Origin of the sequence: Bacillus sp. CECT 9360 (genome assembly GCF_918741275.1) — a bacterium.
Lineage (GTDB): Bacteria > Bacillota > Bacilli > Bacillales > DSM-1321 > Peribacillus.
In genome coordinates, this window is sequence record NZ_CAKKNA010000001.1 from 174,344 (window position 1) to 189,357 (window position 15,014).

A 15,014-nucleotide genomic window follows, 5' to 3' on the forward strand; every position below is an offset into this window, starting at 1 on the left:
TTTACATTTCTTTCGTTTTTCCTTCATATACCATTATTAGACTTATTTTGATAAAACTATTATTTGGGGAAAGAGGATGAAGATGAAAAGGGTAGGATTAAGAAAACCTCTGGTAATGTTTCTTGCTTTTATTTTAAGTTTTACAGGAATTTTCACACCTGTTGCCTTCCAAAAAAGCGTGTCGGCCGCGGAAAAACAGGGACTGGTGATTACCGAGATTATGCCGAATAATAAGGGGGCAGATGATTACGAGTTTTTTGAAGTACATAACAACAGCGGGCAGCCGCTGAATCTAGCAGATTATAAATACTTTTATACATACAGCGATGGATCGGGATCGAACGTACCGCTTTCCGTCGGGGAACACACCATCGACCAGGGGCAGACTCTTGTATTCTGGTATAACAAAAGCGGTAAAAATAAAGCGGATTTTCTTACTCACTATGGTGCAGATATAAATGCGGAGTCTATTTTAGAATTCAAAGGTACGGGTTTCTCCGGTTTTTATAATGGAGGAAACCGGTCGATTGTCGTTCAGGATAACAGCGGAAACGCGATCAGTGCATCAACCTATCTGGCAGACGATATCGGTGATGGGTTGTCCGCGCATTTTAAGCTGCCTTCATCGGGCCATGACATGGAAACATTCCTGAAGAAATCTGAGCCGACTGTTGGCAAGGTTGATCCGTTACAACTCGTCCAACCAGAACAACCTGCTGATAAAGAAGCACCCGTAATCACACACGAGCCGGTAACGGGAGGGAGTTCTGCAAATGATCTGACGATAACTGCAAAAGTTACCGATAACAATAAAGTGGATAGAGGGACACTCTTTTATAAGCAGGATGAAGAAGGTCCTTACCTGCAAGCACCAATGGCACTTTCTGCTGATGAACAGATATATAAGGCAGTCATCCCTAAAAACGAGCTTTGGTCTGAAACATTTTCCTATTATATAGAAGCAACAGATGGAATCAATACAAGCAAAACCGAAACCTATACCGCTGCAATCGAACAACCGCCTTACGATACACAAAAAGTTCCTCCATTACTTGTCACGGAAGTCGTTCCGGATTCAACCAATGTCGGTAAGCTTGATGGCTATGAGTTTATTGAGGTTTACAATAATAGTGATCAACCTGTAAATTTCAAGGATTACAAGATTCAGTACCGTTACCCGGCAGAGGGTTCGGAGGCAGATTTAGTGTGGCCTTCTGATAAAGAGGATGTCTTGATTCCTTCAAAGAAATCGCTTGTCTTTTGGATCATTAACGCTGATAACGGTTCGAAAACAGTCGCTGATTTTAACAAGCATTTCGGAAGCCAATTGATAGAAAATGAGAATATCGTCCGTATCCACTCCGGAGGCATGGCGAACGGCAGCCACCGTGGGATTGTCATTGCCACAAACACGGGCAAGGAAATATCGAGAGCTTTTTACAATGACCAGCCGAATGTGAACGACTCCGCCGCAAACAAAGGAATCCTTTACCGGTTCCCGACAGAAGGCTCCATCGATATGACCAAAATCAGCAGCGCAAAAGAACAAGCGACACCTGGTAAAGTGGCAGGTATTCAAATACCCAAAGCGCCTGTAAATACAGCTGCAGATTCAGAAAACCCGACGCTTCAACTGATCTCGCCAACACAAGCAGTGAAGGAAGAAAACAATTTGAAAATCAGCTTTGATGCGAAGGATAACCGAGGTGTTAAGACGCTGGCGTTCTATTACCGGACAAATGGTGCTGATGATTATAAGAAAATCTATCTTCGAGAAAATTATGATGATGGGCTTTACCATCATACCGTTTATTCGCCTGAACTGATCGGGAAGGACTGGATTGAATATTATGCAACCGCCTCCGATGGAGCCAACACTGTCTCTACTGAAAAACAAAAAGTAACGATTACAAGAGAAGTGTCATCGACAGGATTGCGGTTAAACGTAAAAGATCATGACCTTTTATCCGGCGAAAAGACAATAAAAGCAACCGATGACAGTGAACAGCCGAAGCTCTTAATCGACAACAAAGAAATCAATCATACCTTCAAATCGATGGAGAACAGGGCGTATTTTGCTTTTGATGTAAAGAAGACGAATCTTTATTTCCAAAATGGTGTGACCATGGGAGATGAGACATTAAAAATCTTTGATGATACCATAAACAGCTTTGAAACGATGTCGGTTCCAATCCCGCCAGATAAAATGCAAATCAATGAAGATACAGTCATCACCGTAAGGTCCGGGACAAAGGTTTCTCCTTTTGATCCGGTTTCAGAAGAGAACCGGGACGATTTTTATATTAAGAATGTCCGCCTTGTTTTGTCCGATGGCACAACGATTTATGATCCGAATTTTAAAGATGCCGACAAAGAACTTCCGATAGGAGACAGCGCCGGTTCGCATGTGTTTCTCGATTTCAGCTTCAACATACCTTCTGACAAATTCAATGCTGTTGCACATAAATGGGATACGAAGCTTGAAAAAGAAGGGGAACATGAAGTAAAGGCGGTTAACAGCGAAGGGAAAGAAACCAAAGCGAAGGTCCTCGTTGATAATACAGCCCCTGAGATTGAAACGAGCGTCTTGGAGGGACAGGAATATAAGGGAGACTTTGAAATAAACGCGACGATCAATGATGCGATCAGCAGCGTTGAAAGCTTTGAAGCCAATCTTGACGGGAAGAAAATCGAACTTCCCTTTAAGACTTCCTCCGCAGATCTGACTGCGGGCAACCATGTCTTTACGGTTACTGCGATTGATAAAGCAGGGAACAAATCCGAAAAGAAAGTAACCTTCTCGGTCGTAGAGGAAATGCCGCGCCAGCCTGAGGTTATTACTCCAAAGGACGGGGAAACAAATGTGAACCCTAACCCGAAGATGTCTGTTCGAGTAACGGATCCGACCAACGACAATATGGATGTTTCCTTTTATCAAGGGTTTAAGTACAATGCCGCAAACAAAGCAAATATGAAAGTCTCGCAGCATGCCTCTGATACAGAACCGCCGAAGGTTATGAAACTGGACGGGGAAAAAGCACTTTCCGAGATAGAGTTGGAGGCCATTAAAAAGCTGGACGGAACATACACGACAACCAGTTCCACCGAACAATTTCCATATCAGCGTTTCGAGATAAAGCTTGATGCCGCTGTGATGGATACAGACCAAATCGAGTTAAAGTGGAACGGGAAATCCCTTTCCGGCCGAAAAGTAACGATGTATGCCTGGAACCATTCTGAAGGAAAATGGATTGCCGTCGATTCAAAAGTAGCCGCTAAGGAAGATTTCCAATTAAAAGGAACCGTCTCAGGACCGGCATTTGTTAAAGACCGTGCTGTCCAGGTGATCGTTCAGGATGAAATAGCCGTTTCAAACAATTACGATTATTCATTCATTTGGATGTCCGACACCCAGTACTATTCTGAAAGCTATCCGCATATTTTTCAGAAAATGACAGACTGGGTCAGTGCGAACAAAACTAAAATGAATATTAAGTATGTGTTCCATACAGGCGACCTTGTTAATATAGCCGAAGATCCGAAGCAATGGAGCTACGCCGACCAATATATGAAGACACTTGAAAACGCAAAGGTCCCTTACGGAGTGCTTGCGGGAAATCATGATGTCGGTCATAAAACCGGAGACTATACGGAATATTATAAATATTTCGGTGAGAATCGCTTTAAAGATCAAGACCATTATGGCGAATCCTACAAGAATAACCGCGGACATTACGATTTGGTTTCTGCTAATGGAAATGATTACATCATGCTCTATATGGGCTGGGGCGTAAATGATGAGGACATCGCATGGATGAATGAAGTTCTCGCCAAGCATCCGGATCGAATGGCAATCCTTGCGTTCCACGAGTATATGCTTGTGTCCGGTAACCGCAGCCCGGTCGGAAATAAGGTTTTTGAAGAAGTGGTGGTTCCAAATAAAAATGTAATCGCAACACTGAGCGGACATTATCATGACAGCGAAACCTTAATCAGTAATCTTGATGATAACGGTGACGGAACACCTGACAGAAAAGTATACCAAATGCTTGCCGATTATCAGGGCGGACCTGAAGGTGGGCAAGGATTTATGAGATTGCTGCAAGTAAATCCAGCAGAAAACAGGATTTATGTGAAAACATATTCACCATATCTGGATAAGTATAATTTCTATGACCCAACCGTATACCCGGGGAAAGATGAATTTGTAATCGAACTTGGAGATCTGCAGCCAAAACAAAAACAAGTAGCCACTGATTATTTCGAAGCAGCCGTGTTCACAGAAAAAGAAATCGGCACAGTGAAAAATGTCGATAGCGGCAAGATTGCCACTCTTAAATGGAAGCAACTCGATAAAGCCAATAGCTACGCTTGGTATGTCAAAGCAACTGATTCCTATAAAGGAAAAGCGGTGTCAGATATTTGGCAGTTTACAATGAAAGGTAAGGCGAAAGAAGAAAGAGAAGAGGAAGGAGAACAAGAAACAGAAGAAAAGAGGGATAGTGAAAAAGAAAAAGATAGAGAAAGAGAAGCCGAGAAAAAAGAAAAAGATAGAGGAAAAGGAACGGAAGCAAGTGATAAAGAGGCAGAGATAGATAAGGAAAAGGCAGCTAAATAATAATGAATAAGACACCTTCCAAATAACCGGAAGGTGTCTTATTTTATATGCTTAGTATAATCTTGTCTAAAGCTGTTGCCTTTTATTTTTCTGAACAGTTGTACTCCTAACAAAACAGTCGTACATGATGCCCCGATGATTAAAAGGCCAACATAAAAGAGCAATAAAAAAGTGGCTAGATAAGAGAAGATGAATACTTCCATTGAATTCACACCTTTTAGTTTAGGGTATGTACAACAGATGAAAGATGGAAGCCTTTTAGGTAAAATTGGATACGAATTTGTCAAAATGTGCGCGGAAGATAGGGAAAGTGATTAAATTTGAAAATGAATTTTTCTTTCGTATCTGATTTGAACATCCGTTTTGTTCGGCTATCATTATCTTTAAAATGTTGATAAACTATGGTTAGTAAGGAGAGGTTTGTAATGAGTTCCATTAAACCTAATCCTAAGAAAATAACATATGCTGAATATTTAACATGGCCAGACGAACCGCGTTATGATAAAGGTTGCAACGGCGCACCGGATCTGATTATTGAAGTTTTATCTCCATCTACGTGGCAAAAAGACCGCATTGAAAAACTGAACATTTACCAAAAACATGGAGTAAAAGAGTATTTATTAATGTACCCCAATGAAAGAGTAGTGGAGCAATATATCCTCACAGAAGAGGACGTATATGGGACACCCTTTATATACAAAGAAGATGTTCTTCGTTCACTTATTCTTCGAGGATTTGAAGTGGACATGATTGATATATTTTCATAAGGGCCACATTTGCATGGGTGAATTTCTTGTGGTTGTATTCTAGTGTGAGTGACATGAAAGAGGATACACTCTTCGGAAATTGTGGAACGAATGCTACTTAGAGGAGAACTATGCCAATCCTAAGATCTTAGTCTGTTAATAAGGTGAATGAACTGTCATAGCCATTTGGTTATAACACGGATTTTTATTCAAAACTGTCAGCTTCTGCTTTTGACTCAAAAAGGATGATTTTACTTGATAACAAAAAATAAAATAACTCATACCCATGTTTCTTCCAATCTTACAGTCTCGGTGTTGGTCCTGGGAATCATATTCGCAGCAGCCAACCTTAGAGCCCCGCTAACAAGTGTTGGACCGATTGTCGATTTGATTAAGACGGAATTGAACATGTCCAATGCATCAGCAGGCATGTTAACAACCATCCCGCTGCTGGCATTTGCGGCCGTTTCCCCACTCGCTCCTAAATTCGCCCGCCGTTTTGGAACAGAGTACACGCTCTTTGGAGCAATGATTTTCTTGGCGGCAGGGATTGCTCTCCGCTATGTTCCCTCTATGGAAACATTATTTTTAGGTACAGCGTTGCTCGGTATAGCTATTGCCGTCTGCAATGTGCTACTGCCCGGTTTAGTTAAACGGGAATTTCCGAATAAAGTCGGTCTTATGACGGGTACATACTCACTTTCTATGAATCTATGGGCGGCGATAGCCTCAGGGATTAGTATTCCCATCTCTCAGGGATTCGGCCAAGGCTGGCGTTTTTCGCTTGTTTGCTGGATTCTTCTTTCCCTGGTTTCCCTTGTATTATGGCTGCCTCAGCTACGTTCAGCAAATATGCCAACGAGTTCTCATGAAAAGGGCGGTTCTGTATGGCAATCCGGCCTTGCCTGGAAAGTTGCTTTGTTTATGGGGTTGCAATCCACAGTCTTTTATACGGTAATAACCTGGTTCCCTTCCATGCTTCATGAACAAGGATTAAGCCATTCAGCAGCTGGCTGGCTTTTGTCATTGGCCCAGTTTGTAAGCCTTCCAGCTTCTTTCTTAATCCCAATTTGGGCAGGGCGTCTTGCTAACCAACGACGTCTGGTAGGTTTCATCGTCCTTTGTTTGCTTCTTACCTATGCAGGGCTGTTGAGCGGAAATCCAACATTTGCCCCATTATGCGCAGTGCTCGTTGGAATTGCCTTAGGAGCAGCATTCAGTTTGGCCACGATGTTTTTTGTTTTGCGGACACAAAACGCTCATCAAGCAGCTGAGTTATCCGGTATGGCCCAATCGATTGGCTATTTATTGGCCGCGATTGGACCGGCGCTTTTTGGGCTTATTCACGATTTCACTCATAGTTGGACGATTCCTATCATTATTCTTTGCGTAGCAGCGATTTTACTATTTATCGTTGGAATGGAAGCCGGCAGCAGTAGATATATAACCATTTCGGAGAATAGAAAAAAGGGAATATAAATGTAAATGAAGACTCTTTTTTGGTATATCATTTCCAAATAAAAAAAGTGCATCAACCCGATACTTGAGCCTCCCGACTTCCCTTATATTCCTTTAACTACGGGAATATAGCTTGAGGCACGTACATAAAATGAAAGGGAAAGGGAGGGGAAGCTCATGATTATTAAGGTCAGCGTTGCCAGTGCTTCAGTTGCCTTTGTTTGTTTGGCCGCTAAATTGATTCAGACACTCGGTGAAACCCAACGCACAATCGCTGAGGTGAGAAACAGCGTCTCTGGCCTGACAGAGGAATCCCAACGGTTGATCCATTCCGCCAACCAGGTCACTGACGATATCAAAGATAAGATCAAATCATTCGACCCCTTGTTAGAATCGGCCCAGGATGTAGGTGAAGTGATCCACAGTGTAACAGATACGGTTAAGCGGTCTGGTATCATTCCAAATAACGAAGCTCCGCCAAGCGAAACCGGTACCACTCATCATCATCCACAAGATGCAGCGAGTACTGTGTCCAGTAAGGACCATCCAGCAAGAACATCCAACTTTAAATCCAGTGAAGATGCCCCTGTAAACACAATCAGGTCCAAACAAAATGGAGGAGTAAAGATTAGGTTAAATTAACGGCTGATCACCACTTCATTGGCAGTATTGATGAGTTACCGGAATTTATCTTTTAGATACATACGAATGCTGCTTCCCGAGCGCAAGGGGATAAGCATTTGTATTTTTTTGTCTTTGGGTGAAAATTGGAATGAAAATCTATAAGGAATATCTTTAGCGCTTGTACATAAATTGGTTAAAAAGGAGGAATTGCTTCTATGCTTATTGAATTCAGTGTTGCTGCCATCGCTATTGCATTCATCTGGCTGGTCGTATTTCTAATCGGGTTGCTTCAAAAAGGAATGGTGACACTGGGAGAAACCAACAAGACCCTTAATGAGGTGAGGAACGCGGTTCAGGACCTGACACAGGAATCCAGGGAGCTGATCCATACAGCCAATCAAATCACGGTTGATGTGAAGCATAAAATGCGGACAGTGGATCCATTGCTGGAATCGGCCCAGGATGTTGGAGAAGTGATCCATAATGTCACAAACTCGGTCAAACAGGCAGCCAACTTCCGCGGAAACGCCATCCCGCCAGATGCCAATACAACTTCATCCAATCCTAAGAGAAATATACGATAACATTTTAAATAATCTCTTGAAAGATTATGACTCTATTTAAAGCCTTATCGCTGGGTTAGTTTTAACCTTGCGATAAGGTTTTTATTTTGCCCGCAAGTGAATTTACATACACGGATGAAAGAGGTATGTTAATATTTGTTTAAAATCCATTCTAGACTATTAAGTAAAGGTACATGACGGGGAGCGGAATATGAATCGATATTATTACATACTGCTAGTTATCTTGACTACTTCGCTTATGGGCTCGTCGTTCGCGGTCGGAAAAATAGGGTTAAATTATGTTTCTCCTATGCTGCTTGTCGGCTTGCGGTTTACGATTGCAGGTTTGATCATGGCAATGCTGGTCATTAAAAAACCACATCCTAAGTTGTCGTCCGATTGGGGAAGAATCCTTCTTATCGGACTCTTCCAGACAGCTGGAGTAATGGCGTGCATTTTTCTGAGTTTAAAAACGATACCGGCTGGAGAATCTTCCATTCTGACTTTCAGCAACCCTCTTATTGTTGTTATCCTGGCCAGTCTTTTCCTTGGCTCTAAATATCACTTTTCCCATTGGACGGGTGTTATCATTGGATTTGTAGGGGTATTTATTACTCTCGGCTTTCATTTACAGCTGAAGGAAGGAACAATGCTTGGAGTGGGCTCCGCTATTTCGTGGTCGATTGCCACAATCCTGATTAAAAAGTGGGGCAGCCGATTTAATATATGGGTGCTGACTGCTTATCAGATGCTGTTCGGTGGATTGGTTTTATTAGTGTTGGGGCTAACCGTTGAAACCCCTAAGCTGATCCTAAACCCGACTTCCGTTTTTATTATTTTTTGGCTTGCGATCATGGCTTCGATTGTCCAGTTTGCGATCTGGTTCTACTTGCTGAATGAAGGCGATGCAGGCAAAACGAGTGCATTTATCTTTCTAGCTCCATTTTTTGGAGTTCTAGCAGGGTGGGTATTATTAGGCGAAGTAATACAGTGGTATGTTTATCTGGGAGGCTTCCTGATTTTCCTTGGAATCTTTCTTGTGAACTGGACTTTTTCAAAAAAAGAGCAAGGCAGGAACCTCACATAAGTCTTTTAGTAGCAGATAAGAAATTATTTGAAAGTTTTCAAAAATGGGAAGGAATGGAATGGGCATATAGAGAAAGTATGATTAAGGAAATTTAAAGTAATAATAAGGAAATTCTTATTTACAAGATACATACGGATAATGTACTATAAATGAACAAACATAAATCTCCAACTTAATGATGGGTGGAAACAAGCTAGGCAATAGAACTAGATGTAAGCCAAAAAGCATGGTCAAAGACCTTCTTTTTGGCTTGTTTTAGTGAATAAAAGAACAGAAAATATTTAGGGTTTTATTCTTTATAAGCATTAAGTAATCATCTTATACTAATCTTAAAGAACTAGAAAATGGATAAAATTATCGAAAAGTAGACATATGCCAAAGGACGAATTATATGAATGTATGGGAAAAAGATCGTGAAAAAGAATTGGGCAGTTATATTGGAAGGCTGCTTCGGGAGAATTTCGGAAGGGGCCCGGAATCGGTTTTTGCAAGTATAAATAAGCCATTTATCACCGTTTATATTACAAACTTCTTATCCCCGATGGAAAAAGCTTTAGTCAATCAGGAACAGAGCATCTATGTTGAAAAAACAAGGGATATGTTAATGGAGACATTAATTGAAGAGATTAAAGCATACATAAAAATACATATAGGAATGGATATTGAGGAATTTTATTACGATTGGAATTTGGATTCGCCTTCTGGCATGTTTGTGGCCATAAGTGCGAAAAACAATCAATCTATTATAGATTCCTACGAGAATCAAGATGAAATTCATAATGAGATTGCTATAGTAAGTAAAGAGGCTGAAAAACAGCCCGATACTATTTATTCGTATTTCATTAATTCCCGTACATTACTTATAATCAGGACCGGCTTCCTTGTTAACATTGAGAAGGAATTAATTAAACTCGGTTTTCAGGATACCTTGAGAGTCACAAAACGAAACCTTGAGAAAAGACTTATCCACGAACATCGCCACAATTTTGAAGCATATTTGGATGCACAGTTAACGGATTTTTTTGTTGACTGGGACTTTGAAAGAGATCGAAGCAGCATCATCTTTATTTTAAAGCCAAATAAAAATATAGGGCGGTAATAAGCTAGGCAAAAGAACTAGATATAAGCCAAAAAGAAGAGTAATCCAGCTTCTTTTTGGCTTTTTTATTGGTAGGGATTAAGATTCGGTAGATTAACCTAAACCGAAAGACTATGAAAATCGACAGTGTTGCGACTGTAAATATGAGCGCGAGAAATAAAAAAAATGGCCTGAATAGTACTGGTCAATTACTAAGGAGTATTTGAATGGCGCATAGAATAATAGTCGATATCCATAAAAATGAGGATATAGCCAGAGGCAAGACGAAAAGGCAGAGAATTATCAAAATCACTTCGTTTTGGAAATGTAAATCAGGTTAGAATCATTACTGCCATTTCTGAACTGGCGCGAAATATAGTTTTGTATGCAGATTATGGACAGATTTCTATAGAACAAATGTTAGTAGAGCATGCGGTGGGCATAAAGGTAATCGCCAAAGATAGTGGCTGGGGAATAGAGGATGTAGCTAAAGTGATGAAGGATGGATATTCAACCTCTAGCGGTCTCGGTTTCGGTCTTCCCGGTGTTAGAAAGTTAATGGATGAATTCAAAATCGAGTCCAGAGTTGGAAAAGGAACAGAAGTTACCGTAATTAAATGGAGGGAAGAATGATGAATTTAAAAGCGAAGTATCGGTTATTGTAGCCCTTTAAACGAGTGAAAAGTTCTTAAACTACCGATAGTGAAATTTTTATAATGATTTGGTTTGGGCATCCATCAGTTATGAAATGAGTAAAGGGACCACTGGAGGAATTACCCACTTTGGCGTGCAGTTGATTGAAGAGGCAGAGAAACTTGGAATGATAATTGATGTTTCCCATTTAAACGATGAAGGATTTTGGAATGTTGTGGAGATTGCAAAGAAACCTATTATCGCTTCACATTCAAACTCTCGGTTATTAGCGGATACAATGCGCAATTTAACGGATGAACAGATAAAAGCTATTGCATCAAAAGGCGGAGTAGTAGGGATTAATGCGGTAAGTATAATCGTTGCCATGGAAGATGAAAACAGTGATTTGGAACATTATTTAAATCATATCGATCATATGGTTGATCTCGTAGGAATTGATCATGTTGGCATTGGATTGGATTTATGCAATGATTTTTTCAAATATATGTCTCCAGATGATTTAGTAAGCATGCCCCGTAAACCTTTTGATGTGATTGATGGACATCAAAACCTTCCGAGATTAATAGAGGGCTTGATTAAAAGAGGCTACAAAGATCAAGAGTTGGAAAAAATATTAGGTGGAAATTTACTCCGGATATTTTAATTTAGCGCGACAGACATCTTCCAGTAATGGGAAGGTGTCTGTCGCCTTTTTAAGTTGAAGGCGATGTTAATTAACTCTGTTGAAATTTGATGGAACGAACAATTCTCAATAGAAGCAGAGTATGACAAATTGAGATTATCAGGATTTACCAATTGAGGAATTGTGGTTTATTCCTTTATAGGAGAAAAAGTTTAGTTAGGGAAATTCAATTAGGGGGATTATATTGAGAAATCATTTAGGAAAAGTTTCGTTAGTCTTACTTATTCTAACGTTCATTTTTATAGCTACAATATATGGTGCTTTGATTAATCATACTCTCATTTATTTAACGGTTTTATTTTTATTTATTCTATCGGTTGTTTCTGCATTATTAAGTCCTAAAGGAATTTGGAAGACTATTTCATTGACAATTTTAACGATTTTATTCGTTTTATTTCTACTATTTTTTTTTAGTGGTTTCTTTCTTTTTTAGATAGAATTTTATCTAACGTGAGCTTTAATAGAATAAGAATGGGAACTTCTATAATCGAATGAAGTTCCCTTATTTGTATATATGAAAATCAACAATAATCTTTAGCAAAGCCCCTTTAAAATACAGAATGAAGACGCCCAGCTAGACACCTTTCAGTTAACCAAAAGGTATCTTTTTATAGTAAATAAATTACTAAATTATAATATTTAATTTTCTTAATAAATCCAAATAAATAGTAAAAAGTGTTAGAAAATTCAAATTATTTATTGAAAGCCCTTTCACTATCTGTTATTATACAAATAATCAAGTAAATAATTTAGTAAATAAAACGAAAATGATGAGAACTGGAAAGTAAAGATTAGTAAAGAGGGTTTTGTGATGGCGACTATCAAAGAAATTGCAGATTTGTCAAATGTGTCTGCTTCCACGGTTTCAAGGGTTTTGAACAATGATGAAACAATCTCCGTACAGACAGAAACACGACAGCGGATATTCCAAGCTGCCAAAGAACTGGGCTATAAGACGATTCAGGAGAGACGGACTGAACAAAGAGATGCACATAAAGAAGATTTACATATAGGAATTGTCCTTTGCCAATCAGTAGAGGAAGAATTAAATGATCCTTATTTCTTATCCATCCGTCAAGGTGTTGAGGCAGAATTATCCAACTTGGGGATTAACACAACAATGTTTCGTATAAATGAGACTGGTACAAACCAACTTATCGATGGACTGAATGGTTTGATTGTCATAGGAAGGCTTAGTCAAGAGGGATTAAAAACGGTAAGCAGTCAAATCGAAAACGTTGTCTATATCAATCATTCTCCAGATGAAGAGAAGTTTGATGCTGTCATCATAGATTTTGAAAAAGCGACAGAGAAGGCGTTAAAACACTTTCTGGAGCTTGGCTATAAACGGATTGGCTATATTGGGGGAATTGAGAAGGAACATTGTAAAAACGTAGTAGTTGAGATTGAGGATCAACGGCTGACAACCTTTGAGAAGTTCATGAAGAAGGAAGGGCTATACCATACTGACTACGTATACGTCGGGGAATACACGATGGCCCAGGGATATGAATTGATGAAAAAGGCGATACAACAGGATGGATATCCTGAAGCCTTCTTCTTGGCGAGTGATCCGATGGCGATTGGTGCATTAAGGGCTTTGCAGGAAGTACAGCTTTCCGTTCCAAATGATATTGCGATCATCAGCTTTGATGACATCGAGGTGGCGAAATTTGCCAGCACTCCTTTATCAACGATAAAGATTCATACTACGGAAATGGGAAGAACAGGGGTGAAGTTGTTGCTTGATCGTATGAGTGGAAGGAAGCTTCCGTTAACGGTAATCGTTCCGACTGAATTGGTGATAAGAGAAAGTTGTAGAGCTGGTAAGTAGCCCATTATCTCAATATTTTAAGGAGGTGATTGACGAAAGAAATTTATCAATTTAATCGTGTAGTCTTCTGGGGTCATTCAAACATAAAGTCTAAAGGTTTAAACGCCTACACCAACCATGTTGGTTAGAGCAGTGACTGGCATCACATAACTCTTTGGGCGAATAAACCTCCAATTCCATCATCGATATAGGAGCTACCACTCATTATATAGTAGCCTCCTAAAACTCTCAACAACGATATTTTTCTCGCTTGGCTTGATATGTAAAAGTCGTTTAATATTGTCCAAAAACAGGAGGCTAAAATATGAGAGGATTATTTAAAGCACTACTACTTGCTGCGGCAGTATCGACTTTCGGGTCAGGATGTTCAAACGATGAGACATCCGGCGGTGGCTCCAACGGAGATAAAGTAACCCTTACCTTATTTTCAACGGTCACAAATGAAAAAGATCAGGAAACACTTAAGAATGTAATAAAGAAATTCGAGCAAGAAAATCCGAATATTGACATTAAAGAAAATTTACCTGCTAACGAATACGAAGGAATGCTCCGAGTAAAAATGGCAGCCAATGATATGCCTGACTTGTTTGATACACACGGATGGGCGATCAATCGCTACGGAGAATACGTGGAAGATTTAAGTGATATGAATTGGGTGAAAGATCTTGATCCGGCATTGAATCAGATTCTAAAAGATGAATCCGGTAAATTATACGCATATCCCCTCAATCAGGCGAAAGATGGTCTTACATACAATGAGACTTTACTTGAAGAATACGGAATTGAGCCGCCAAAAACTTTCGATGAGTTTATGACTGCACTGGAAACGATCAAAAAGAAAGGAAAGGGCAAAGTCACGCCGCTTTGGTTTGCTGGATCGGATAAAGGAGCTTTTGGCCAATACTTCGATCAGTTCGCCACCCCATTGTTAATTACTGATGATAAAAATAATTTTCAAAAGGAACTGTTAGATGGATCGTTCGATTGGTCCAATTATACTTATCTTCCTGAGAAGCTGCTTGAAATGCAGGACAAAGGCTTGCTTAATGAAGACGTATTGACAGCTCAGAATCAACAAATAACCGATTTAATGGCACAGAATAAGATTGGATTCATTGTTGGCGGAGGTATGCTTGGTCCTTCCGTTGAGGAATTAAATCCTAAGGTTAAATTAGGGGTTATTCCAATGCCGGTCATTCATGAAGGGGATGAACCAAGCTGGATCGGCGGAGAACGTCATACGCTAGCAGTGTGGAAGGATTCTAAAATGAAGGAAGAAGCGAAAAAATTCATTGAATTTATCTCTCACCCGGATCTTGTAAAGGAAATCGCCGAAGGAACCTCTTTACCTGCAGGTTTGACGAACACAGAAGCAGAAAACTATTATTCTGATTTCTATGAAAAATATAAGGATGTTAAGGTAGAGCCTTACTTTGATCGTATTTATTTGCCGAGCGGTATGTGGGACCCAATGGGAGCGAGCGGACAGGAATTATTGTCAGGAACCATGTCACCGAAACAGGTTTCGAAAAAAATGGGCGAGGAGTATAAGCGCTTATTAGAGCAGAAGTAAGTATGGTGGATTTAACATTTTGAAGAGGCAGAACCATGTCGTCTGCCTCCTCTCAAAGTAGCCTTTTCATGGGAGGTTTAATGATGTGATTCAAGTT

10 protein-coding genes and 1 pseudogene are annotated in these 15,014 nt (G+C 40.0%); all 11 read left to right on the forward strand.

Annotated features, from left to right (window positions below; genetic code table 11):
• The first annotated feature begins 82 nt into the window (after positions 1-82).
• The 11 genes and pseudogenes from LQ216_RS00770 to LQ216_RS00820 all read left to right on the forward strand — a co-directional run bounded on the left by LQ216_RS00770 (position 83) and on the right by LQ216_RS00820 (position 14,917).
• A complete protein-coding gene (locus tag LQ216_RS00770; protein WP_230126225.1) occupies positions 83-4,618 on the forward strand; it encodes a lamin tail domain-containing protein in 4,536 nt (1,511 codons plus the stop codon).
• Positions 4,619-5,043: 425 nt separating this feature from the next.
• Positions 5,044-5,385 (forward strand): Uma2 family endonuclease, encoded by a 342-nt coding sequence (locus tag LQ216_RS00775; RefSeq protein WP_230126226.1) that lies wholly within the window; start codon positions 5,044-5,046, stop codon positions 5,383-5,385.
• Positions 5,386-5,619: 234 nt separating this feature from the next.
• Positions 5,620-6,843 (forward strand): MFS transporter, encoded by a 1,224-nt coding sequence (locus LQ216_RS00780; protein ID WP_230126227.1) that lies wholly within the window; start codon positions 5,620-5,622, stop codon positions 6,841-6,843.
• A 156-nt stretch (positions 6,844-6,999) separates the two neighbouring features.
• Positions 7,000-7,464: a DUF948 domain-containing protein gene (locus tag LQ216_RS00785; protein WP_230126228.1), complete on the forward strand. Its 465-nt coding sequence runs from the start codon at positions 7,000-7,002 to the stop codon at positions 7,462-7,464.
• Positions 7,465-7,661: 197 nt separating this feature from the next.
• On the forward strand, positions 7,662-8,030 hold the full coding sequence (locus tag LQ216_RS00790) for a DUF948 domain-containing protein (RefSeq protein ID WP_230126229.1): 369 nt from the start codon (positions 7,662-7,664) through the stop codon (positions 8,028-8,030).
• A 190-nt stretch (positions 8,031-8,220) separates the two neighbouring features.
• Complete coding sequence (locus LQ216_RS00795) at positions 8,221-9,096, forward strand: DMT family transporter (RefSeq protein WP_230126230.1); 876 nt, start codon at positions 8,221-8,223, stop codon at positions 9,094-9,096.
• A 391-nt stretch (positions 9,097-9,487) separates the two neighbouring features.
• Positions 9,488-10,195, forward strand: a complete 708-nt coding sequence (locus tag LQ216_RS00800) for a Na-translocating system protein MpsC family protein (protein ID WP_230126231.1) — start codon at positions 9,488-9,490, stop codon at positions 10,193-10,195.
• Between the two features lie 258 nt (positions 10,196-10,453).
• Positions 10,454-10,807, forward strand: a pseudogene (locus tag LQ216_RS00805) (anti-sigma regulatory factor); the annotation flags it as partial.
• A gap of 88 nt (positions 10,808-10,895) precedes the next feature.
• Complete coding sequence (locus LQ216_RS00810; RefSeq protein ID WP_290369203.1) at positions 10,896-11,471, forward strand: membrane dipeptidase; 576 nt, start codon at positions 10,896-10,898, stop codon at positions 11,469-11,471.
• An 850-nt stretch (positions 11,472-12,321) separates the two neighbouring features.
• Positions 12,322-13,344: a LacI family DNA-binding transcriptional regulator gene (locus LQ216_RS00815; RefSeq protein ID WP_230126233.1), complete on the forward strand. Its 1,023-nt coding sequence runs from the start codon at positions 12,322-12,324 to the stop codon at positions 13,342-13,344.
• 304 nt (positions 13,345-13,648) lie between these two features.
• Positions 13,649-14,917, forward strand: coding sequence for an ABC transporter substrate-binding protein (locus LQ216_RS00820; protein WP_230126234.1), 1,269 nt, complete (start codon positions 13,649-13,651; stop codon positions 14,915-14,917).
• Positions 14,918-15,014 lie beyond the last annotated feature (97 nt).

What these genes read in the sequence shown, in the direction of transcription:
- LQ216_RS00820 (WP_230126234.1), top strand. Translation starts at nt 13,649, where the DNA reads ATGAGAGGATTATTTAAAGCACTACTACTTGCTGCGGCAGTATCGACT.
- LQ216_RS00800 (WP_230126231.1), top strand. Translation starts at nt 9,488, where the DNA reads ATGAATGTATGGGAAAAAGATCGTGAAAAAGAATTGGGCAGTTATATT.
- LQ216_RS00785 (WP_230126228.1), top strand. Translation starts at nt 7,000, where the DNA reads ATGATTATTAAGGTCAGCGTTGCCAGTGCTTCAGTTGCCTTTGTTTGT.
- LQ216_RS00795 (WP_230126230.1), top strand. Translation starts at nt 8,221, where the DNA reads ATGAATCGATATTATTACATACTGCTAGTTATCTTGACTACTTCGCTT.
- LQ216_RS00790 (WP_230126229.1), top strand. Translation starts at nt 7,662, where the DNA reads ATGCTTATTGAATTCAGTGTTGCTGCCATCGCTATTGCATTCATCTGG.
- LQ216_RS00770 (WP_230126225.1), top strand. Translation starts at nt 83, where the DNA reads ATGAAAAGGGTAGGATTAAGAAAACCTCTGGTAATGTTTCTTGCTTTT.
- LQ216_RS00775 (WP_230126226.1), top strand. Translation starts at nt 5,044, where the DNA reads ATGAGTTCCATTAAACCTAATCCTAAGAAAATAACATATGCTGAATAT.
- LQ216_RS00815 (WP_230126233.1), top strand. Translation starts at nt 12,322, where the DNA reads ATGGCGACTATCAAAGAAATTGCAGATTTGTCAAATGTGTCTGCTTCC.